This window comes from Bacillus sp. FJAT-47783 (assembly GCF_022808615.1).
GTDB lineage: Bacteria > Bacillota > Bacilli > Bacillales > Aeribacillaceae > Bacillus_BZ.
In genome coordinates this window covers 42,553-65,563 of sequence record NZ_JAKZKS010000001.1, presented here as the reverse complement: position 1 = coordinate 65,563, position 23,011 = coordinate 42,553, and the positions used below count along the sequence as shown (strand labels likewise).

General features: G+C 37.9%; 22 protein-coding genes. All 22 read left to right on the top strand.

Features of this window, described 5'->3' with window-relative positions; all coding sequences use genetic code 11:
- Nucleotides 1-2 precede the first annotated feature (2 nt).
- The 22 genes from MLD65_RS00295 to MLD65_RS00190 all read left to right on the top strand — a co-directional run bounded on the left by MLD65_RS00295 (nucleotide 3) and on the right by MLD65_RS00190 (nucleotide 22,997).
- Nucleotides 3-845, top strand: a complete 843-nt coding sequence (locus MLD65_RS00295) for a MinD/ParA family protein (RefSeq protein ID WP_243289859.1) — start codon at nucleotides 3-5, stop codon at nucleotides 843-845.
- A gap of 6 nt (nucleotides 846-851) precedes the next feature.
- A complete protein-coding gene (locus tag MLD65_RS00290; RefSeq protein WP_243289858.1) occupies nucleotides 852-1,430 on the top strand; it encodes a CheB methylesterase domain-containing protein in 579 nt (192 codons plus the stop codon).
- Between the two features lie 23 nt (nucleotides 1,431-1,453).
- Entirely contained in the window at nucleotides 1,454-3,484 is a 2,031-nt protein-coding gene (locus MLD65_RS00285) for a chemotaxis protein CheA (RefSeq protein WP_243289857.1), read from the top strand.
- A gap of 24 nt (nucleotides 3,485-3,508) precedes the next feature.
- Nucleotides 3,509-3,955: a chemotaxis protein CheW gene (locus tag MLD65_RS00280; RefSeq protein ID WP_243289856.1), complete on the top strand. Its 447-nt coding sequence runs from the start codon at nucleotides 3,509-3,511 to the stop codon at nucleotides 3,953-3,955.
- Complete coding sequence (locus MLD65_RS00275) at nucleotides 3,952-4,575, top strand: chemotaxis protein CheC (RefSeq protein ID WP_243289855.1); 624 nt, start codon at nucleotides 3,952-3,954, stop codon at nucleotides 4,573-4,575. Before MLD65_RS00280 ends, MLD65_RS00275 begins: the two co-directional genes overlap by 4 nt.
- A gap of 3 nt (nucleotides 4,576-4,578) precedes the next feature.
- Nucleotides 4,579-5,076, top strand: coding sequence for a chemotaxis protein CheD (locus MLD65_RS00270; RefSeq protein WP_243289854.1), 498 nt, complete (start codon nucleotides 4,579-4,581; stop codon nucleotides 5,074-5,076).
- 44 nt (nucleotides 5,077-5,120) lie between these two features.
- Nucleotides 5,121-5,888, top strand: a complete 768-nt coding sequence (locus MLD65_RS00265; protein WP_243289853.1) for a FliA/WhiG family RNA polymerase sigma factor — start codon at nucleotides 5,121-5,123, stop codon at nucleotides 5,886-5,888.
- A gap of 16 nt (nucleotides 5,889-5,904) precedes the next feature.
- Nucleotides 5,905-6,447: a hypothetical protein gene (locus MLD65_RS00260; RefSeq protein WP_243289852.1), complete on the top strand. Its 543-nt coding sequence runs from the start codon at nucleotides 5,905-5,907 to the stop codon at nucleotides 6,445-6,447.
- 148 nt (nucleotides 6,448-6,595) lie between these two features.
- Nucleotides 6,596-7,300, top strand: coding sequence for a 30S ribosomal protein S2 (rpsB, locus tag MLD65_RS00255; protein WP_243289851.1), 705 nt, complete (start codon nucleotides 6,596-6,598; stop codon nucleotides 7,298-7,300).
- 98 nt (nucleotides 7,301-7,398) lie between these two features.
- Nucleotides 7,399-8,280 carry a translation elongation factor Ts gene (tsf, locus tag MLD65_RS00250; protein ID WP_243289850.1) on the top strand — a complete coding sequence of 294 codons (882 nt, stop codon included), beginning with the start codon at nucleotides 7,399-7,401 and terminating at the stop codon, nucleotides 8,278-8,280.
- Nucleotides 8,281-8,490: 210 nt separating this feature from the next.
- Entirely contained in the window at nucleotides 8,491-9,213 is a 723-nt protein-coding gene (gene pyrH, locus MLD65_RS00245) for a UMP kinase (protein WP_243289849.1), read from the top strand.
- A gap of 4 nt (nucleotides 9,214-9,217) precedes the next feature.
- Nucleotides 9,218-9,775, top strand: coding sequence for a ribosome recycling factor (frr, locus tag MLD65_RS00240; protein ID WP_243289848.1), 558 nt, complete (start codon nucleotides 9,218-9,220; stop codon nucleotides 9,773-9,775).
- A 135-nt stretch (nucleotides 9,776-9,910) separates the two neighbouring features.
- Entirely contained in the window at nucleotides 9,911-10,684 is a 774-nt protein-coding gene (locus tag MLD65_RS00235; RefSeq protein WP_243289847.1) for an isoprenyl transferase, read from the top strand.
- A gap of 12 nt (nucleotides 10,685-10,696) precedes the next feature.
- Nucleotides 10,697-11,491, top strand: coding sequence for a phosphatidate cytidylyltransferase (locus MLD65_RS00230; RefSeq protein ID WP_243289846.1), 795 nt, complete (start codon nucleotides 10,697-10,699; stop codon nucleotides 11,489-11,491).
- 27 nt (nucleotides 11,492-11,518) lie between these two features.
- Nucleotides 11,519-12,664 carry a 1-deoxy-D-xylulose-5-phosphate reductoisomerase gene (dxr, locus tag MLD65_RS00225; RefSeq protein WP_243289845.1) on the top strand — a complete coding sequence of 382 codons (1,146 nt, stop codon included), beginning with the start codon at nucleotides 11,519-11,521 and terminating at the stop codon, nucleotides 12,662-12,664.
- Nucleotides 12,665-12,678: 14 nt separating this feature from the next.
- Complete coding sequence (gene rseP, locus MLD65_RS00220) at nucleotides 12,679-13,938, top strand: RIP metalloprotease RseP (RefSeq protein ID WP_243289844.1); 1,260 nt, start codon at nucleotides 12,679-12,681, stop codon at nucleotides 13,936-13,938.
- 194 nt (nucleotides 13,939-14,132) lie between these two features.
- Nucleotides 14,133-15,833, top strand: coding sequence for a proline--tRNA ligase (locus MLD65_RS00215; protein WP_243289843.1), 1,701 nt, complete (start codon nucleotides 14,133-14,135; stop codon nucleotides 15,831-15,833).
- A 203-nt stretch (nucleotides 15,834-16,036) separates the two neighbouring features.
- Entirely contained in the window at nucleotides 16,037-20,356 is a 4,320-nt protein-coding gene (locus MLD65_RS00210; RefSeq protein WP_243289842.1) for a PolC-type DNA polymerase III, read from the top strand.
- Between the two features lie 431 nt (nucleotides 20,357-20,787).
- Nucleotides 20,788-21,264 carry a ribosome maturation factor RimP gene (rimP, locus tag MLD65_RS00205; protein ID WP_243289841.1) on the top strand — a complete coding sequence of 159 codons (477 nt, stop codon included), beginning with the start codon at nucleotides 20,788-20,790 and terminating at the stop codon, nucleotides 21,262-21,264.
- A 33-nt stretch (nucleotides 21,265-21,297) separates the two neighbouring features.
- Nucleotides 21,298-22,404 (top strand): transcription termination factor NusA, encoded by a 1,107-nt coding sequence (gene nusA, locus MLD65_RS00200; protein WP_243289840.1) that lies wholly within the window; start codon nucleotides 21,298-21,300, stop codon nucleotides 22,402-22,404.
- 11 nt (nucleotides 22,405-22,415) lie between these two features.
- Nucleotides 22,416-22,694: an RNase P modulator RnpM gene (gene rnpM, locus MLD65_RS00195; protein ID WP_243289839.1), complete on the top strand. Its 279-nt coding sequence runs from the start codon at nucleotides 22,416-22,418 to the stop codon at nucleotides 22,692-22,694.
- Entirely contained in the window at nucleotides 22,695-22,997 is a 303-nt protein-coding gene (locus MLD65_RS00190; protein WP_243289838.1) for a YlxQ family RNA-binding protein, read from the top strand. It begins immediately after the preceding gene.
- Nucleotides 22,998-23,011 lie beyond the last annotated feature (14 nt).

Genomic DNA, 23,011 nt, shown 5'->3' with positions numbered 1-23,011 from the left:
TTATGGATCAAGCGGAACAATTGCGCTTACAGTTACAACAATCTTATAAAAAACACGCGAAAACGATTGCGGTTATAAGTGGTAAAGGTGGCGTTGGAAAATCGAATGTTGTCCTCAATTTATCTTTAAGTTTAGCGAAACGATCAAAAAAAGTTTTGCTTATTGATTCTGATATCGGCATGGCCAATATCGATTTGTTGCTCGGTAAGTCTTCTTCTTACTCGATTGTCGATATGCTTGATGATCAACTGCCATACGAAGAAATTGTAAAGGTTGGCCCTTATCACCTTTCTTATATGTCAGGGGGAACATCGCTCTCAAAACTAGTTGAGCTTGAAGAAGAGACATTTCGCTTTTTTGTACGCGAATTAGAAAAAATGGTAAGCGAACATGACTATATCCTCTTTGATATGGGGGCGGGAATTAACGAAATAACAATGAAGTTTTTAATGGCGGTTGATGAAATTGTTGTCATAACAACGCCGGAGCCGACAGCTATTATGGATGCTTATGCTGCTATGAAACTTGTTTTTGCGAAAATGCCTGAAAAACGTGTAAACCTTGTCGTAAATCGTTGTCAAAAACGCTCAGATGGGGAAAGGGCATGGAAAAGAATGTATGAGGTCGCTCGCAACTTTTTACAAGAAGAAATTCACTTACTAGGTTATTTGCCAGATGATCACCATGTTCAACTATCTGTTATGGATCAAACACCTTTTTTCATAAAATACCCTTCTTCTCCCATAACAAAAGCGATTGAATCGATATCAGACAACATTTTAGGGGAGGTAGAAGTTGAAAAAGGATTTGTACATAGACTAAAAAAAATATTTTTGAAAGGCTGATGCTTATTGCAAAAAAACCATCATGGACACGTATTAGTAGGCATAGGCACATCAACAGGGGGGCCGCGTGCACTAAAGCATGTGATTCCTCATTTACAAAAACATGCCTCTTATTTTATTGTCCAACATATGCCAAAAGGGTTTACCCAATCCCTGGCAGAGCGTCTAAATGTTATGTCACAACTTGAAGTGAAAGAGGCTGAACATGGAGAAATTGTTCGAAAAGGAGTTGTTTATATTGCTCCTGGAGGATTGCATATGAAAGTCGTCCAAAATGGATTAGATCTTCAAATTGAAATCATTAACGATGACGCTGAAAGTTATCGCCCATCCGTTGATGTATTATTTGAATCGATGAGCAAATTAAAAGATTACGAGAAAATTGCCGTCATTATGACGGGGATGGGATCAGATGGGACAATCGGATTGAAAAAACTTAAGGCATCAAGTGATGTTACGACAATTGCCCAATCTGAACAAAGCTCAATCATTTTTGGGATGCCGAAATCAGCGATTGAAGCTAATACAATAGATTATATCGTCGACTTAAAAGAGATTCCGCACACGATCCAACGCTTCATTTGAATAAGAGAAGGAGTGTATCTCAAATGGAAATGAACCAATATTTAGAGATTTTTTTAGAGGAAAGTAATGAACATTTACAAGCCTGTAATGATAAGCTTCTAGAGTTAGAACAAAATCCTGAAGACCTCCTAATCATCAATGAAATATTTCGCTCTGCTCACACATTAAAAGGGATGAGTGCGACAATGGGATATGAAGATTTAGCCAACTTAACTCATAAAATGGAAAATGTATTAGATGCCTTACGAAATGAAACATTATCGGTTACGCCTGAAATTGTCGATGTCCTGTTTTTAGCGCTGGAAAGTTTAGAGGAAATGGTCGATATCATTGCAGCTGGTGGAGATGGAAAAAAAGATGTGTCGGAAATAGTAAATACATTGGAAATGATCGAAAAGGGTGAACGTGATCAAGAAAATCCTTCTACTATTAACGAACAAACAATCGATCAAGCGTTTGATGAATATGAGCGTACAATTATACAACAATCAATAGAACAAGGATATCGTGTATATGAGGTAATTGTCACTTTAAGGGAAGATTGTCTACTAAAAGCTGCGCGAGCGTTCATGGTATTTGAATTATTAGAAAAGGACGGGGAAATTTTGAAATCAAATCCGTCCGTTGAAATGCTTGAGGAAGAAAACTTTCAACATCAATTCAACATCGTCTACATTACAAAAGAAGAAATAGATGATGTGAGTATGAAAATTTTAAAAGTTTCCGAAATAGATAATGTGAATGTACAACCTATTCATATTGAAGATTCTGAAGTATCTGAAATGGAAACAGCACAGAAATATATTGCTCCTGCAAAAGAAGTTGCTGCTGCAAAAGAAAATGAAAAAGTAACGAATCAGCAAAAACAATGTGTGAATGAGAAAAAAATGGCTAAACCGACAAAATCTACAACGAAAACGATTCGTGTAAACATTGATCGGCTAGATGTCTTAATGAACTTATTTGAAGAGTTAGTCATTGATAAAGGACGATTAGAACAAATATCAAAAGATTTAAATCACCCAGAATTAAAAGAAACAGTTGAAAAAATGTCGAGAGTTTCGAGCGATTTACAAAACATTATATTAAACATGCGAATGATCCCGATCGAAACCGTGTTCAATCGTTTTCCTAAAATGGTAAGACAGTTAGCCCGTGACTTAAATAAAAAGGTTCAACTCCAAATCATTGGAGCAGAAACAGAACTTGACCGAACCGTTATTGATGAAATTGGTGACCCGCTCGTTCATTTGATTCGAAATGCGCTTGACCATGGGATTGAAACACCAGAAATACGGGTGAAAAACGGGAAAAATGAAGAAGGGACATTAACATTACGTGCGTATCATAGCGGGAATCATGTGTTCATTGAAATACAGGATGATGGTGCGGGAATTAATCAAAAGAAAGTGTTACAAAAAGCGATTGAGCGGGAAGTCATTTCAACGGAAATGGCTGAATCGTTATCGAAAGAAGAAGCATACCAATTAATCCTTTCATCTGGATTTTCCACCGCTGACCAAATATCGGACATTTCGGGTCGTGGAGTAGGCCTTGATGTCGTGAAAAATACAATTGAATCATTAGGCGGTAGAATAAGCATTGAATCTTCCGAAGGGATGGGGACGTTATTTTTAATCCAATTACCGCTGACATTATCAATTATTTCTGTCATGCTCGTTGAAGTTGGAGCCGAAAAGTATGGAATTCCGATTTCTTCAATTATTGAATCGCTCGTCATTAATGAAAAAGCAATTTTACATACACACAATTATAAAGTTATAGACTATCGTGGAAACATCGTTCCACTTGTTTTTTTACGTGAGTTATTTGATGTGCGAGAAGAACATGATGCTGATCATTTTTCCGTTGTCATCGTGAAAAAAGGTGAAAAAATGGCTGGTATTGTCGTAGATTCCTTTATTGGTCAACAAGAAATCGTTTTGAAGTCGTTAGGACAATATTTATCCAATGTATTTGCTATCTCCGGTGCTACGATTTTAGGGGATGGGCAAGTCGCTCTGATCATTGATTGTAATGCATTAATCAAATAGCTGACCTTATTAAAGGAGAGAAGAATGATGCAAACAGCTGTTCAAGAATTAAAAATTATCGTCTTTCAATTACAAGAAAAAGAGTATGGGATATTCGTTCAAGATGTAAAGTCTATCGAGAAAGTCGTTCATATAACACGTGTACCTGGTACCCCGGCGTATATAAAAGGGGTTATCAATTTGCGGGGAGTTGTCACACCTCTCATTGATTTAAGAACTCGATTCGATATTGAAGAAGAAAAAATAGATGATCAAACACGTGTCATTGTTTCTTCCAAAAATAATATAGATGTTGGTTTAGTCGTCGATTCTGCACATGATGTCATCGATATAACGGAAGATCAAATTGAACCGACGCCAGAAGTAGTCGGAGGTGTTGAGTTAAGCTATATAAAAGGTGTAACCAAAATCGGAAAACGATTAATTATGATACTAGATTTAGACAAAGTATTACAGGAGCAAAACACATGAGCTTTTTATTAAATATTTCTTCAGAGAAACTTGATGCGTTAAAGGAAGTAGGAAATATTGGCGCAGGAAATGCCGCCACCGCACTTTCGCATATTTTACAAAAGAAAATTTATATGAATGTGCCGGATGCAAAGGTTGGTTCTTTCGAAGAAATTATCGATCTCATCGGTTCTGAAAAAGAAGTCGTAGCTTTGTATTTACGGCTAGATGGGGATATTTCAGGTTCCATGTTTTTTATTATGTCAGTTCAAAACGCTTCGGAATATTTAAATGTGTTAGTAGGTACGACCAATATATGTTCAGATTATGAAATGACGGAAATAGAATCTTCTGCATTAAAAGAATTAGGAAATATTTTAATTGGCTCGTATGTTTCAGCCTTATCAGATTTAACAAATTTATATATTTATCAATCTGTTCCATACTTATCCGTTGATATGTTTGGAGCCATTATTAGCCATGGTTTATTTGAACTTTCTCCTGTTAGTGATCAAGCTTTAATTATTGATACTGTGATCAAAGATCATGAACAACATGACCACGACTTCTTAAAAGGTCACATTTTCTTTTTACCGAACCATGAGGCATACGAGAAAATCTTTAAGAAGTTAGAGGTTTAAAAAATGAATCAACGATCAACCATAGTCAAAGTAGGAATTGCTGATCTAAACTTCGTTACTGCCCCATCAACGATCCGAACGTCAGGACTTGGGTCTTGTGTCGGGGTCATTATTTATCACGAGAAGAAAAAAATGGCAGGCTTAGCTCATATTATGCTTCCAAACTCGACATTAGCCAAATCAGAAACCGTTAATGAAGCGAAGTATGCGGATACAGCTATAAGTAAACTTATTCATCATTTTTTGGCAATGGGCATTCCAAGTTGCTCATTGAAGGCAAAAATGGCGGGAGGATCACAAATGTTTTCTTTTCGTTCTACATCAGACATTATGCGTATAGGGCCTAGAAATGTAGCGTCCGTTAAGGATGAATTGAAAAAACACGGAATTCCGATCATAAGTGAAGACGTTGGAGGAAATAGTGGTAGAACGATAGAATTTAATCCGGAAACATGCAAATTATACATCCGGACTGTAAATAAAGGAGTAAAAGAAATTTAAAGGATACGGGAAATGAAGTTTCACTTTATTGAGGAGGTTTTAGGATGGCCCAAGTGACATTAAGTGATGAGAAACAATATTGGGATAAATGGACCCAGTGCCGAGATAAAGAAGCTTGTAACATGCTCATCAAAAAATATATGCCGTTAGTACGCTACCACGTTGGGCGCATTTCAGTCAGTTTACCAAAAAATGTGGATAAAGATGATTTGTTAAGTTTAGGAATGGTGGGATTGTACGATGCATTGGAAAAGTATGATCCTAATCGAGACTTAAAATTTGATACATATGCGACATTCCGTATTCGTGGTGCCATATTAGATGGATTGCGAAAAGAAGATTGGTTACCGAGAAGTTCGCGGGAAAAGGCGAAAAAGATTGAGGCGGCAATTGAACGACTTGAACAGCGCTATTTACGCAATGTTACAGCAGAAGAAATTGCAAGCGATGTTGGATTGTCAATAGAAGAAGTCGTTCAAACGGTCAATGAAAATTTCTTTTCCAATGTATTATCAATCGACGAGCAATTACAAGACAAAGAAGACGGTGACAATATCAATATCGTGATTAAAGACGAGAGAACGAAGTCACCAGAAGATATGCTTCTTCAAGAAGAATTGTTTGAACAATTGTCACACCTTATTTCCGAATTAAGTGAAAAAGAACAATTTGTCATTAGTTTATTTTATAAGGAAGAGTTAACATTAACGGAGATTGGACAAATTTTAGGGCTATCCACTTCAAGAATTTCGCAAATTCACTCGCGCGCGTTAGCAAAATTAAAGTCTGTATTAGAAAAAATTGTTTCATAAAAGTAGGGAATAAATAATGAATATTCTATTGTTTGTCGTAAGTTTTATCCTTCATATCGTAACGATTTACGGATTGGTTGTTTTATATGTCAAGTATCAATCTGTTAAACAGCTTGAACAATCACAAAAACAGCTTCTTCAACAAACAGAAGAAGCTCTTTCGCTTTTTTTATTGGAAGTGAAGGATGAAAACGAAAAGTTTTTGCAATCGATGGAAGAAAGGATCGATAATAATATCAAACAAGATGACAAAATAAAAGTGGAAGAAACACCGTTCATATATAGTAAACAAAAAGAAGAATCTCATCACGAACAAGTGAAAAATCATAAAGCAACAGAGATTCCGGAGCATTTACAATCATTATTACAAAAAAAAGATGAAGATGTTCTTGAAATGAATCATAAACAAGATGATGATTCAAACGATCTTGATGGGGATATTCAAAAACAGGTGATGGACCTCAAAAAAATAGGGTATACAATTGAAGAAATTGCCCAACAATTAAAGGTAGGAAAGACGGAAATCGAACTTTTTATTAAATTTCAAGAAAATCAATGATTTCCTGCTTGATTGCCAGAGATCGTTATGATATATTTGTTTCTGGTGTTAATACACACGTCCGAAGATTTAAGCATTGGTGCTACGGATGTAGTCTTGTTTAAAGATGAAACGGGCGGAGGAACAAAAACCATAGGAGGAAAACAAAATGTCAGTCATTTCAATGAAGCAATTACTTGAAGCTGGTGTACATTTCGGTCACCAAACTCGCCGTTGGAATCCAAAAATGAAGAAATATATCTTCACAGAGCGTAACGGCATTTACATCATCGACTTACAAAAGACGGTGAAAAAAGTTGAAGAAGCTTACCAATTTGCTAAAGAATTAGCTGCAAACGGTGGAACTATTCTTTTTGTTGGTACGAAAAAGCAAGCACAAGAGTCTGTTAAAGAAGAGGCAACACGTGCAGGTATGTACTACATCAACCAACGTTGGTTAGGTGGTACATTAACAAACTTCGAAACAATCCAAAAACGTATTCAACGTTTAAAAGACATCCGTAAAATGGAAGAGGATGGAACGTTCGAAGTACTTCCTAAGAAAGAAGTTGTTCAGCTTAACAAAGAATTAGAGCGCCTAGAAAAATTCTTAGGCGGCATTAAAGATATGAAGCAACTTCCAGATGCGCTTTTCGTCATCGACCCTCGTAAAGAGCGTATTGCAGTTGCTGAAGCACGTAAATTAAACATCCCAATCATCGGTATCGTTGATACGAACTGTGATCCAGATGAAATTGATTACGTGATCCCTGCAAACGACGATGCAATTCGCGCAGTAAAACTTTTAACTTCTAAAATTGCTGATGCTATTTTAGAAGCTAAACAAGGTGAAGAAACAACTACAACTGCTTAATTGAGCAAAAAGGTGATAAGAGGGGATATAAGCCTTTTATCACCTTTTTTTAACCAAATGCATCATATACATACACGTATATTAAAGGAGGAACTATTATGGCAATCACTGCACAAATGGTAAAAGAACTTCGTGAAAAAACTGGCGCAGGTATGATGGATTGTAAAAAAGCGTTAACAGAAACAAACGGTGATATGGAAAAAGCGATTGACTTCCTTCGTGAAAAAGGGATCGCAAAAGCTGCGAAAAAAGCGGACCGTATCGCTGCAGAAGGTGCGGCACTCATTAAAACAGAAGGAAACAATGCTGTAATTATCGAAGTAAACTCAGAAACAGACTTCGTTGCGAAAAACGATGCTTTCAAGGAATTATTAAATGATTTAGCTGCACATCTTTTAGCGAAAAAACCAGCTAACGTTGAAGAAGCATTAGCATCTACAATGGAAAACGGCTCTGTTGTTCAAGACTTTATTAATACGGCTATTGCAAAAATTGGTGAAAAAATTACGCTTCGTCGCTTTGAAATTGTTGAAAAAACGGATAATGATGCATTCGGTGCATACTTACACATGGGTGGACGTATCGGCGTTTTAACAATTTTAGAAGGTACAAACGATGAAGAAGTAGCAAAAGATGTAGCGATGCATGTGGCTGCGGTGAACCCGCGTTATATCGATCGCGATGCCGTTCCTCAAGAAGAAGTGGATCATGAGCGTGAAGTTCTAAAACAGCAAGCACTTAACGAAGGCAAGCCAGAAAAGATTGTTGAAAAAATGGTCGAAGGTCGCTTAGGAAAATTCTTTGAAGAGATTTGCTTACTTGACCAAAATTTCGTTAAAAATCCTGATGAAAAAGTACGCAACTATGTTAAAGCAAAAGGCGCTACTGTAAAAACGTTCGTACGTTACGAAGTTGGAGAAGGAATCGAAAAACGTCAAGACAACTTCGCAGAAGAAGTAATGAACCAAGTGAAAAAATAATATCGTTAGATTGATATATCTACAGTAGACAAATAACAGAGTGCATTTTCTGTTCTGTTGATGTTACGATGTAGGACGCTTAAAGGTGTTGTAAACTCCCTTTAAGCAATCATAAAGGGAACACGAAAAGGTGTTCCCTCTTTTTCGAAGTTAATAACGTTCGTTGTCTACCAATACTCTAGTAGGCAGCCATGAAGCTTGGAGGTATTTATGGAAACGCCAAAGTATAAACGTATTGTGTTAAAATTAAGTGGGGAAGCTTTAGCTGGCGAGCAAGGATTTGGCATCAATCCATCCGTTATTCAATCGATTGCCAAACAAGTAAAAGAAATTGCAGAGCTTGGCGTCGAAGTTGCTGTAGTTGTTGGTGGCGGAAACATTTGGCGCGGAAAAATCGGCAGTGAAATGGGGATGGATCGTGCGACAGCCGACTATATGGGAATGCTTGCGACGGTTATGAACTCTTTAGCCCTTCAAGATAGCTTAGAAACATTAGGTATTCAAACACGTGTGCAAACATCTATTGAAATGCGCCAAGTAGCAGAGCCTTACATAAGAAGAAAAGCCATTCGTCATCTTGAGAAAAAACGTGTCGTTATTTTTGCAGCAGGTACTGGAAATCCATATTTCTCAACGGACACGACAGCAGCATTGCGTGCCGCAGAAATTGAAGCAGACGTTATATTAATGGCGAAAAATAATGTAGATGGTGTGTATAATGCAGACCCTAGAAAAGACGAAAATGCAGTGAAATATGAAGAACTTTCCTACTTAGATGTTTTAAAAGAAGGATTAGCAGTCATGGATTCAACAGCTTCGTCTTTATGTATGGACAACAATATCCCATTAATCGTATTTTCGATTATGGAAGAAGGAAATATTAAACGCACCGTTTTAGGTGAAAATATTGGAACAATCGTAAGGGGGAAATAACGATATGTCAAAACAAGTATTAGATCAATCGAAAGAAAAAATGGAAAAAGCAGTAAGTTCACTAAAACGTGAATTAGCAAGCATTCGCGCAGGGCGTGCAAGTGCCGCACTTTTAGATAAAGTACAAGTAGATTACTATGGCGTTCCTACCCCAGTAAATCAATTAGCTTCCATTTCTGTACCTGAAGCGCGCCTACTTGTTATTCAGCCATATGACAAATCGTCATTAGGTGATGTAGAAAAAGCAATCTTAAAAGCAGATCTTGGGTTAACACCGACAAGCGATGGTACGGTTATCCGTATTTCGATCCCAGCATTAACGGAAGAACGTCGTAAAGAATTAGTGAAAACGGTAAGAAAGTATTCTGAAGACGCAAAAGTAGCTGTACGAAACATTCGTCGCGATGCAAATGATGAGTTGAAAAAACTTGAAAAAGACGGGGAAATTACAGAAGATGAACTTCGCAGCTATCAAGACGATGTCCAAAAGCTTACGGATACTTATGTAAGCAAAGTTGATGAGACAACAAAAGAGAAAGAAAAAGAAATCATGGAAGTTTAATCCGTTTCTATGTAAAATAGAAATGTGCCAAAACCCTCTTCACCGTACAGGGGGTTTTTTTGTTAACTTAGTTGCCAAGGTATAATAGATACGAGGCATCACTACTTGGCTACATTTTCTCTTTGGAGGATTCATATGTTTAATTTTATAAAAAAGTGGACAAACTCCGAACAACCTAATCATTTATTAACGGTTGAAAACATTAAGCAACATGAAGTCCCTAAACATGTGGCCATTATCATGGATGGAAATGGACGTTGGGCCAAAAAACGCTCCTTACCACGAATGGTCGGTCATCATGAAGGAATGAAGGTTGTTAGACGTATAACGAAATTAGCAAATGAAATAGGTGTGAATGCTCTTACACTGTATGCATTTTCAACAGAAAATTGGAAACGTCCAAAAACGGAAGTCGATTTTTTAATGAAGTTGCCGGAACAATTTTTAAGTACATTTTTGCCGGAACTAGTAGAAGAAAATGTTCAAGTTCGCGTTATCGGCGATATGTCAAAACTACCTGACCATACGATGAAGGCTGTGACGAAAGCAATTGAAGATACGAAGCATAACACGGGAATGATCTTGAATTTTGCCTTGAATTACGGTAGTCGAGCGGAAATATTACAAACGGTTCACCAAATTGCCAAAAGCTATAAAGAAGGCACGATTTCACTAGAAGATATTAATGAAGAGTATTTTTCGAATCAATTAATGACAAGTTCACTAGACGATCCTGATTTATTAATTCGTACAAGCGGTGAATTAAGACTAAGTAACTTTTTATTATGGCAGCTCGCTTATACTGAATTTTGGTTTACGGAAGTCTTATGGCCGGACTTTGACGAAGAACAATTTCTATTAGCAATACACGATTATCAACAAAGAGGTCGCAGGTTCGGCGGCGTTTAGAAGGTGATGAAGATGAAAACACGTATCATTACGGCAGTCGTAGCGGCAGCATTATTCATCCCGATTGTATTTGTAGGGGGAATTCCGTTTACGATTCTAATTTATTTAATGGCTTCAATCGGTTTATTTGAACTATTACGGATGAAGAAAATTGCTTTGTTTTCTGTTCCAGGGTTCGTAAGTCTATTCATTTTATGGGTTTTGTTGTTTCCAACACGTTATATTGAGCTGTTAAATGAAATAAATATAAGTAAAGTAGGTACAGTTTTTTTAGCTGTCATGTTTTTTTTAACGTATACGGTTATAACAAAAAATAAGTTTACATTTGATGATGTTGGCTTTACGATTGTCGCAACACTTTATGTTGGTGTAGGTTTTTATTTTTTTATTGAAACGAGAGATTTACAGCTTGAATATATCTTTTTTGCCTTATTGCTCGTATGGGCAACGGATTCAGGCGCTTATTTTATCGGAAGATCGTTTGGGAAAAAGAAGCTTTGGCCAGAGATTAGCCCGAATAAAACGATCGAAGGCTTTTTCGGAGGGGTTTTCTCTGCGATTGTGATTGCGCTTATTTTTCAACTCGTGACAAATGTCTTGCCGTCTTATGGTCATGTTATTTTTATTGCTATATTCGTTTCCATGTTCGGCCAAATGGGGGATTTAGTAGAATCTGCTCTTAAACGCCATTACCACGTAAAAGACTCCGGTACGATTCTTCCTGGGCATGGTGGCATTTTAGATCGGTTTGATAGTTTATTATTTGTGTTACCGATTTTATACTTTTTATTAAGCATTACACTTTAATGGTTTGTAGCGATTGGGAGTGACGTAGTGAAATATATTAGTTTACTTGGTGCAACAGGTTCGATTGGACAGCAAACACTAGATGTGATTAGAAAAAATAGAGAAAAGTTTCAACTTGTCTCCATGTCGTTCGGTCGAAATATTGAGTTAGGATTAAAGGCCATTATCGAATTTGAACCTGAATTTGTAGCGGTTGGGTCAAAAGAAGTATATGACAGAATACGAAATGAAGTTCCAAACAAGGTAATGATAAAATATGGAGAAGAAGCATTAATTGAAGCGGCATGTTATGAAAAATCAGATTTACTCGTAAATGCGGTTATTGGGAGCGTAGGACTTCTTCCAACTTTACATGCAATTGAAGCGAAAAAGGATATCGCGATTGCCAATAAAGAAACTTTAGTAACGGCAGGACATCTTGTTACACAACATGCCGAAAAACATCAAGTTAAGCTTCTACCTGTAGATAGTGAGCATTCGGCTATTTTCCAATGTTTACAAGGCGAACAGCATAAAAATATTGAACGACTTCATTTAACCGCTTCAGGTGGAAGTTTCCGAGATAAAACGAGAGAACAACTAAAAGGTGTGACAATAGAACAAGCATTAAACCACCCGAACTGGTCGATGGGGGCAAAAATAACCATCGACTCGGCAACGATGATGAACAAAGGTCTTGAAGTCATTGAAGCACATTGGTTATTTCAAATCGATTATGAAAACATTCATGTTTTATTACATAAGGAAAGTATCATTCATTCGATGGTAGAGTTCCATGATGGGAGCATCATCGCACAACTAGGGACACCGGATATGAGAGTTCCGATTCAATATGCTCTTACATACCCAGATCGCTTCTTGCTTCAAACCGAACGATTAAATTTAGCGCAAATTGGGAAACTTCATTTCCAAGAAGTCAATTTTGACAGGTTCCGTTGCTTACATTTTGCCTATGAATCAGGTAAAATGGGTGGTACAATGCCAACGGTGTTAAATGCAGCAAATGAAGAAGCGGTACAGGCATTTTTAAATGGAGCGATTTCCTTCTTAACCATTGAAGATTTCATTGAACAAGCGTTAACTAAACATCAAATGATACAGAATCCATCATTAGAAGAAATTTTGCATGTTGATAAAGAAACAAGAAAGTTTGTTCAATTATTAATTCCATAAAGGTGGTTTTGCTTGTGAATACAATCATTGCTTTTATCCTCATTTTTGGGGCTCTCGTTTTTTTTCACGAATTAGGGCATTTAATTTTTGCAAAGCGAGCTGGAATTTTATGTCGTGAATTTGCTATTGGCTTTGGTCCAAAAGTATTTTCTAAAAAAATAAATGAAACGGTATATACGATTCGGCTATTACCAATTGGCGGTTTCGTTCGGATGGCCGGAGAAGATCCGGAAATGATTGAAGTCAAGCCTGGTTATCACGTAGGTCTCCTTTTTAATAATGAAGGAGAAGTAGAAAAAATTATTATCAACAATAAAGACCGATATCCAGATGCGAAAATTGTTGAAGTTGAAGAAGCTGACATCGAACATGATATGTATATTTCAGGTTATGAGCAAGGTGGACAGGAGCGACTCGAGCGATTTGATATTAGTTCAACAGCTTATTTTGTCGTTGATAATGAAGAAGTGCAAATTGCTCCATATAACCGACAATTTGCATCGAAATCACTCGGTCAGAGGACGTTGGCGATTATTGCTGGACCTTTAATGAATTTCGTATTAGCGTTTGTCGTTTTATTTGCACTTGGATTTATACAAGGTGCACCCATTAATGAGCCTGTATTAGGAGAATTGACTCCGGATGGTTCAGCTATTGAAGCGGGTTTACAAAAAGGGGATGTTGTAAAGTCCATCGCTGGTCAATCTGTCGATGATTGGGAAAGTGTTGTGAAAATCATTCGTGCAAACCCCGAAAATGAATTGCCGATTGTGATTGAACGGGATGGAGAAACATTACAATTAAATGTAACACCTGAGGAGAAAAAAGTAGGCGAAGAAACAATGGGGCTTATCGGCGTATATAGCCCGGTAGAAAAAACATTTTTCGGCTCATTAAAATTTGGGGCTGTTGAAACGTTTCGGTGGACAAAGGAAATTATCGTTAGCTTAGGAAAGCTTATAACCGGACAATTTTCCATTGAGATGCTTTCCGGACCTGTCGGCATTTACGACATGACAGATAAAATCGCTCAAACGGGTATAACGAATTTATTGAATTGGACGGCATTATTAAGTATTAACTTAGGAATTATGAACTTACTTCCGATTCCGGCTCTCGATGGTGGAAGACTGCTTTTCTTTGCCATTGAGGCTGTGAGAGGAAAGCCGATCGACAGACAAAAGGAAGGAATTGTCCATTTTATCGGTTTTGCCTTGTTAATGTTATTAATGCTTGTTGTTACATGGAACGATATTCAAAGATTCTTCTTTTAAATAGGAAATGTTCTTGTTTCCATAGAATATGAAGTAGGAAAAATGGAATTTTTCTTTACAACCTCACCTCGAGAATGACGATGATTCTTGGAGTGATGAACGCTGTTTGAAACGAACAGCAATGAAACGTTCTATACGAGTCCTATTCAATAAATCTTTCTTAAAACGGTTAAGTAGAAAACGAGGTGCAAAATATGAAACAGAGTATGTCATTTATTCCAACTTTGCGTGAAACTCCTGCTGATGCAGAGGTGAAAAGCCACCAATTATTATTGCGCGCTGGTTTTATTCGCCAAACAGCGAGTGGTGTATATAGCTATTTACCACTTGCAACGAAGGTGTTGAAAAAAATTGAAAACATTGTTCGTGAAGAAATGAATCGTGCGGGTGGTGTTGAGCTTGTTATGCCTGCACTTCAACAAGCAGAGCTTTGGGAAGAATCAGGGCGCTGGCATTCTTACGGTCCAGAATTAATGCGAATACATGACAGACATCATCGCGAATTTGCTTTAGGACCAACACATGAAGAAGTGATTACGAGTTTAGTTCGAGATGATATAAAGTCTTATAAACGCTTACCGGTTACGTTATATCAAATACAAACAAAATTTCGTGATGAAAAACGCCCACGATTTGGATTGCTTCGCGGCCGCGAGTTCATTATGAAAGATGCCTATTCGTTCCATTCTTCAAAAGAGAGTTTAGATGAAGCGTATGAAAAAATTAAAGAAGCTTATAGCAATATTTTTACACGTTGTGAATTAAACTTCCGAGCCGTTATTGCCGATTCCGGTGCAATGGGTGGTAAGGACACACATGAATTCATGGTGTTATCGGAAATTGGGGAAGATACAATTGCTTATTCCGATTCATCAGATTTTGCAGCAAATATTGAAATGGCGCCTGTCGTAATGGAATATGAAAAATTAGACGAACCATTGCGGGAATTAGAACGGGTAGAAACACGAAATGAAAAAACGATTGACCAAGTAGCCAATTTCCTACAAGTAGATCGTGCGAAATGTATTAAATCATTACTATTTAAAGTTGATGATCAGTTCGTCTTAGCACTTGTACGCGGAGATCATGAAGTGAATGACGTTAAGTTGAAAAATGTGTATAATGCGTCAATTGTAGAATTGGCGACTGAAGAAGAAACGATCGAAGTGACAGGTTGCAAGCCAGGATTTGTCGGTCCTATCCATTTACGAACAAATGTTGACATTATCGCTGACCATGCCGTTAAAGCTATTGTAAACGGAGTATGCGGAGCGAATGAAGAGCATCACCATTACATTCATGTCAATGTTGACCGTGATTTTACGGTAAAAGAATTTGCTGACCTTCGTTTTATTCAAGAAGGAGATCCATCTCCAGATGGAAAGGGAACGATTCAATTTGCTAAAGGCATTGAAGTTGGACATGTTTTTAAACTAGGAACGCGTTATAGTGAAGCGATGAAAGCAAACTATTTGGACGAAAATGGGAAAGCACAACCGATGATTATGGGGTGCTACGGGGTTGGTGTTTCTCGAACACTAGCTGCAGTTGTTGAACAGCATCATGATGAGAAAGGAATCGTATGGCCAGCTTCCATTGCACCATTCGACGTCCACCTCTTGCTCATGAACACGAAAAACGATGAGCAACGCGAGCTAGCTGATCGTTTATATGAAGAGCTAAAAAACGATGGCTTTGACACCCTTTACGATGATCGAGCTGAGCGTGCCGGCGTAAAATTTGCTGATGCTGACTTATTAGGGATGCCAGTTCGTGTTGTGGTTGGGAAAAAAGCTTCAGAAGGAATGGTTGAAGTAAAAGTAAGAAAAACGGGTGAGAGCTTTGAAGTAGCGGTTTCAGAGTTGAAAGAAACGATCGGAAAATTAATACAATAATAGGAAACGAATGTATATGTATTGGGACATAGAACGGATTCGTCTTTCATGTTATCATAAAAAAGGTACCTCAAACTTGAGGTACCTTCAATTTGTATAAAAAGAATGTATGATCTTAAAAGAAGTTCATTTGTTCAAAAAGAGCAAGTTTAGGCGCAACAATCTCTAAAATGTTCACATTTGGAGAGAGGGGAATTTATGTTATGGAACAATTACAGACAGAACAAAAGGAACGATTTCGACTCCTGCTCCAGCAAATTGGTTTAACAACGGATGAAATCGCACCTTATTTTCAAGACGGTGCGATCAAAAAATTAACGGTTCATAAACAGAGAAAATCATGGCATTTTCAATTTGTTCTTCAACAAATTTTACCATATGATGTGTTTCAGTTATTTAAGGGACGATTAATAAAGGCTTTTTCTCACATTGCTAATGTTCATTTTTCTTTTCAAGTCGCAAATTCCGAGGCAGATGAATCACTCATTCAAGCATATTGGCCTCTTTGTATACAAGAAATAGACGGGATTTCGCCACCGATATTGTCCTTATTATCAAACCAAACACCTTCTGTAGCCGGATTGAAATTAATTGTAAGTACGAGAAATGATACGGAATCACAAGCTATTAAGAAAAAATATGGCTCACTCATTCGCGATATATATGAATCGTATGGCTTCCCTTCTTTTCAAATCGATACGGAAATTAACGTTTCAGATGAGGAAATTCGAAAGTTCAGGGAGCAAAAACGGAAAGAAGATGAAGAAAGGGTCGTTCAGGCGATTACGGAAATGGAAAAATGTGAAAAAGCGAAAGATGAAGAGATTGAACAACCATCTGGTCCGCTAACGATCGGCTATCCAATTAAACCGGAAGAAGAAATTCGAACGTTAAATAGCATAATTGAAGAAGAAAGAAGAGTAGTTGTACAAGGCTACGTCTTTGATGTGGAAACGAGAGAATTGAAGAGTGGAAGAACGCTATGCACGTTCAAAATAACCGATTATACGAATTCCATTCTTATTAAAATGTTTGCAAGAGATAAAGAGGATGCCGTCTTACTTGGATCTATTAAAAAAGGTATGTGGTTAAAAGTTCGAGGGAGCATTCAAAATGATACGTTCGTACGTGATCTAGTTATGATTGCGAACGATATCAATGAAATCAAAGCGAATGTACGAGAAGATACAGCGCAAGAAGGGGAAAAGAGGGTCGAATTACATGCCCACTCTCCAATGAGTCAGATGGATGCAGTGACGTCTATTTCTAGATTAATTGAACAAGCAAAGAAATGGGGTCATGAGGCGATAGCCTTGACTGACCATGCTGTCGTTCAATCGTTCCCAGAGGCGTATTCGGCAAGTAAAAAACATGACATTAAAATGATTTATGGAGTAGAAGCAAATATTGTCGATGATGGTGTTCGTATCGCCTACAACGAGAAAAATCTATCATTAGAAGATGCAACATACGTCGTTTTTGATGTTGAGACAACCGGTTTGTCTGCTGTATACGACACGATTATTGAACTTGCGGCTGTCAAAATTCGAAACGGTGAAATCATTGACCGATTTGAGTCATTTGCCAATCCGCACGAACCATTATCGGCAACGACGATTGAACTGACGGGGATTACAGATGATATGGTAAAAAATGCACCAGATGTTGAGGTCGTCTTACGGAATTTTAAAGAATGGGCGGAAGACAGTATTTTCGTTGCCCATAATGCAAGCTTTGATATGGGGTTTTTAAATGTAGGGTATAAACGTTTATTAGGAGAAAAAAAGGCTAATAATGGCGTCATTGATACGTTAGAACTTGGGCGTTCTTTATACCCGGAATTTAAAAACCACCGATTAAATACATTATGTAAGAAATTTGATATTGAATTAACTCAGCATCACCGTGCGATATATGATGCTGAAGCAACAGGGTATTTATTAATTAAAATGCTTAAAGACGTAAAAGAGCACGGAGTAACGTTTCATGATGAAATGAATTACAAACTTGGTGATGCCAAAGCCTACAAACGTTCGCGTCCGTCCCACGCCATTTTACTTGCTAAAAACGAAGTCGGACTGAAAAATTTATTTAAGCTCGTTTCCTTATCTCATATTGAATATTTTTACCGTGTACCAAGAATTCCTCGCTCAATTTTAAATAAATACCGTGAAGGAATTTTGATCGGTTCAGCGTGCGATAAAGGAGAAGTTTTTGAAGGAATGATGCAAAAGTCCCCGGATGAAGTGGAAGAAATCGCAGCCTTTTATGATTATTTAGAAATTCATCCACCGGAAGTATACAATCATCTCATTGAGCTTGAGCTTGTAAAAAATGAAGCGGCATTAAGAGATATTCTTAAAAATATCGTCAAGCTAGGCGAAAAGTTGCAGATTCCTGTCGTTGCAACAGGAAACGTACATTATTTAAATAAAGAAGATAAAATTTATCGTAAAATTTTAATTTCTTCACAAGGTGGTGCGAATCCATTAAATCGCCATTCATTACCAGATGTTCATTTTCGAACAACGGATGAAATGCTTCATTGTTTTCAATTTTTAGGTGAAGAGAAAGCGAAGGAAGTCGTTGTTCAAAACTCTCAATACATTGCTTCTTTAATCGGTGATGTAAAACCGATTAAAGATGACTTATATACACCGAAAATCGAAGGGGCCGAAGAGGAAATTCGGCAAATGAGTTACAATCGTGCAAAAAGTATTTATGGTGATCCATTGCCAGAAATTGTGGAAGCCCGTCTTGAGAAAGAATTAAAAAGTATTATTGGTCATGGGTTTGCCGTTATTTATTTAATTTCTCATAAGCTTGTTAAAAAGTCTCTAGATGATGGCTACTTAGTTGGTTCTCGTGGTTCCGTCGGTTCTTCCTTCGTTGCGACAATGACAGAAATTACGGAAGTAAACCCGCTGCCGCCACATTACGTTTGTCCAGATTGTAAACATTCTAAGTTTTTCAATGATGGCTCCGTCGGCTCAGGATATGATTTACCTGATGAACAATGCCCGAATTGTGGAGCAATGTATAATAAAGATGGACATGATATTCCATTTGAGACGTTCTTAGGGTTTAAAGGAGATAAAGTACCTGATATCGATTTAAACTTCTCAGGAGACTACCAGCCACGAGCCCATAACTATACGAAAGTATTATTCGGTGAAGATAATGTATATCGTGCTGGGACAATCGGTACGGTTGCTGAAAAGACAGCGTTTGGTTACGTACGAGGCTACGCAAATGATCATAACATTCATATGCGCGGTGCGGAAGTCGATCGTCTCGTTCAAGGATGTACGGGGGTAAAGCGAACAAGTGGACAGCACCCTGGAGGAATTATTGTTGTCCCGGATTATATGGATATTTATGATTTCTCACCTATTCAATATCCAGCAGACGATACAAGTGCGGAGTGGAAAACAACCCATTTTGACTTCCATTCAATTCATGACAATTTGTTAAAATTAGATATATTAGGACACGATGACCCGACCGTTATTCGTATGCTTCAAGATTTAAGTGGAATTGATCCGAAAACGATTCCGACAGATGATCCTGAAGTGATGAAAATCTTTAGCGGTACCGATTCATTAGGTGTAACAGAAGAGCAAATCATGTGTAAAACAGGGACGCTTGGAATTCCTGAATTCGGTACCCGATTCGTAAGGCAAATGCTTGAAGATACACGACCGACAACGTTCTCTGAACTCGTGCAAATTTCAGGGCTGTCCCACGGTACAGATGTTTGGCTCGGAAATGCTCAAGAGCTCATTCAAGATGGTACATGTACGTTAAGTGAAGTAATCGGCTGTCGTGACGATATTATGGTCTATTTAATCTATCAAGGACTTGAACCTTCTCTTGCCTTTAAAATTATGGAGTTTGTTCGTAAAGGAAAAGGGCTTACCCCAGAGTGGGAAGAGGAAATGAGGAAAAACGGTGTACCAGATTGGTATATTGATTCTTGTAAAAAAATAAAATACATGTTCCCGAAAGCCCATGCTACAGCTTACGTATTAATGGCTGTGCGAATTGCTTACTTTAAAGTACATTTCCCGCTTTTATATTATGCAACTTATTTTACCGTTCGTGCCGATGATTTTGATATCGAGACAATGATTAAAGGGTCTACGGCAATTCGAGCCAAAATCGAAGAAATTAATGCGAAGGGTTTAGAAGCTTCGCCGAAAGAAAAGAGTTTGTTAACAGTACTTGAAATGTCACTTGAAATGTGTGAGCGCGGCTTTTCATTCCAAAAAGTAGATTTGTATCGCTCAAGTGCAGCGGAATTTATTATTGATGGGGATTCACTTATCCCGCCATTTAACTCCATCCCTGGATTAGGAACGAACGCTGCGTTAAATATCGTGAAAGCTCGTGAAGAAGGCGAATTTTTATCGAAACAAGATTTGCGTGAACGAAGCCGCATTTCTAAAACCATTCTTGAATATTTAGATAATCACGGCTGTTTAACTTCATTACCGGAAGAGAACCAGCTATCTTTGTTCTAATATCAAACTTTATATCATTTTGATATGGTTTTCTGGGATTAATGGAGTCTTCAGTGTCCAGTTTCAGGCGAGATGTAAAGAGGGTCCTCCAGAAGGTGAAAAGCAACCTTCTAGCCGGCTGGTTGTCGCGGAGCTAGGATGGCGACATTGCGACGTTGCTTAACAGAGCGGGCAACAGTTAGTCGCAATTGAGGCTCTTTGTGCTTTTCGTATAATTTGCAATCAAACTATAGTTATGGTATAGTCAATATGGAAATGCTAACGGGTAACGGGAAAAGAGTGGGGAAACCCACTCTTTCCTATTGAGTAAACATTTTTGTAAGGAATTTTGAGTGTATCGCCTTAAATCCTTCGAACTTATACATACTCCCTGCTCCCTGAGGCAGGGATTTTCAACACTATTAAGGTCTCGGAATATGAGGAGGAAAAGGATGAGTAAACGTATTACAGACATTGTTCGAGAGCTTGTAACCCCAATTGTAGAAGAAATGAAACTAGAATTAGTCGATATTGAGTATGTGAAAGAAGGAAAAAATTACTTTTTACGAGTGTTTATTGACTCTGAAACAGGTGTCGACATTGAAGAATGTGGACAGCTTAGTGAACGACTAGGAGAAAAATTAGATGAGCTTGATCCGATTCCATATAATTATTTTCTGGAAGTTTCATCACCAGGTGCGGAGCGACCTTTAAAAAATGCTCGTGACTTTGAAAAATCAATCGGAAAAAATGTAGCGATCAAAACATACGAACCGATTGATGGTGAAAAGCAATTTGAAGGGGAATTAACAAGCTTTGACGGTACGCATGTCACATTGAACATAAAAATTAAAACAAGAATAAAAGAAGTGACAATACCTTATGAAAAAATAGCAAAAGCTAGGTTAGCTGTTTCGTTCAACTTTTAACTATATTTGCACTTTAAGGGGGAAAACCATTCAATGAGCAGTGAATTATTAGATGCCCTAACCATATTGGAAAAAGAAAAGGGCATAGGGAAAGAAGTCATTATTGAAGCGATTGAAGCAGCGTTAATCTCTGCTTATAAGCGCAACTTTAATCAAGCCCAAAATGTCCGTGTTGATTTTAATCGCGAAACAGGTTCAATGCGTGTTTTTGCGAGAAAAGAGGTCGTGGAAGAAGTGTTTGACCCACGTTTAGAAATTTCTTTAGACGAGGCAAAGACCATCAATCCGAACTATGAGCTTGAAGATACGGTCGAAATTGAAGTGACACCACGTGACTTTGGACGCATTGCTGCTCAAACAGCGAAGCAAGTTGTTACACAGCGTGTACGCGAAGCAGAGCGCGGGATCATTTATTCAGAATTCATTGATCGTGAAGAAGATATTATGACCGGGATCGTTCAACGAATCGACTCTAAGTTTATTTATGTGAGCCTTGGAAAAATTGAGGCACTTTTGCCAGTTAGTGAGCAAATGCCACATGAAACGTATCAACCACATGATCGCATTAAAGTGTATATTACAAAGGTTGAAAAAACAACGAAAGGTCCTCAAATCTTTGTCTCTCGTACGCATCCTGGTTTGCTCAAACGTTTGTTTGAAATTGAAGTTCCTGAAATATACGATGGTACAGTTGAAATTAAATCTGTCGCTCGGGAAGCGGGTGACCGCTCGAAAATTTCCGTTTACTCAGACAATCCAGAAGTAGATCCAGTCGGATCATGTGTAGGACCAAAAGGACAACGTGTGCAAACGATTGTGAACGAATTAAAAGGTGAAAAAATTGATATCGTTCGTTGGTCAAAAGACCCAGTCGAATTTGTAGCAAATGCGTTAAGTCCTTCAAAAGTGCTAGATGTCATTGTCGATGAAGAAGAAAAAGCAACAACGGTTATCGTACCTGATTATCAATTATCTCTTGCTATTGGTAAACGTGGTCAAAATGCCCGGTTAGCAGCGAAATTAACAAATTGGAAAATTGATATTAAAAGTGAATCTGATGCGAGAGAAGCAGGTTTGTTCCCTCGTGAAGAGAACGACATTCCGCTATTCGAAGATCGAACGGAAGAAGACGACGAATAGAGGTGGTTTACATGACAAAGGCAAAAAAAGTCCCTTTGCGAAAATGTGTCGCAACCGGTGAAATGAAACCGAAAAAAGAGCTTGTACGAGTGGTCCGATCTAAAGAAGGCGACGTTTCCATCGATTTGACGGGCAAAAAGAACGGTCGCGGTGCTTATCTAACGTTAGAGAAAGAATGTATCTTAAAAGCTCAAAAGAAAAATATTTTAGCAAACCATTTAAAAGCAGACGTTCCTCAATCCGTTTATGAAGAGCTTATTGAGCTCGCTGATAAAAAGAGGGATTCTTAGATGAAACAATCGAACTGGACGCAATTTTTAGGGTTGGCTAATCGAGCTCAAAAAGTGATTTCAGGGGAAGATCTCGTCATAAAAGAAGTGAGAAATGCACGAGCAAAGTTAGTTCTTCTCTCTCAAGATGCATCCGATAATACGAATAAAAAAGTGACAGATAAATGTCAGTACTACAACGTCCCTGTAGTATTTGTAGACGACCGCTACACGCTTGGAAAAGCGATTGGAAAGGACAGTCGAGTAGTTGTAGCCGTTACAGATGAAGGATTTGCAACGAAATTACGTACAATGCTCGAATAAATTTTGTGGGGGTG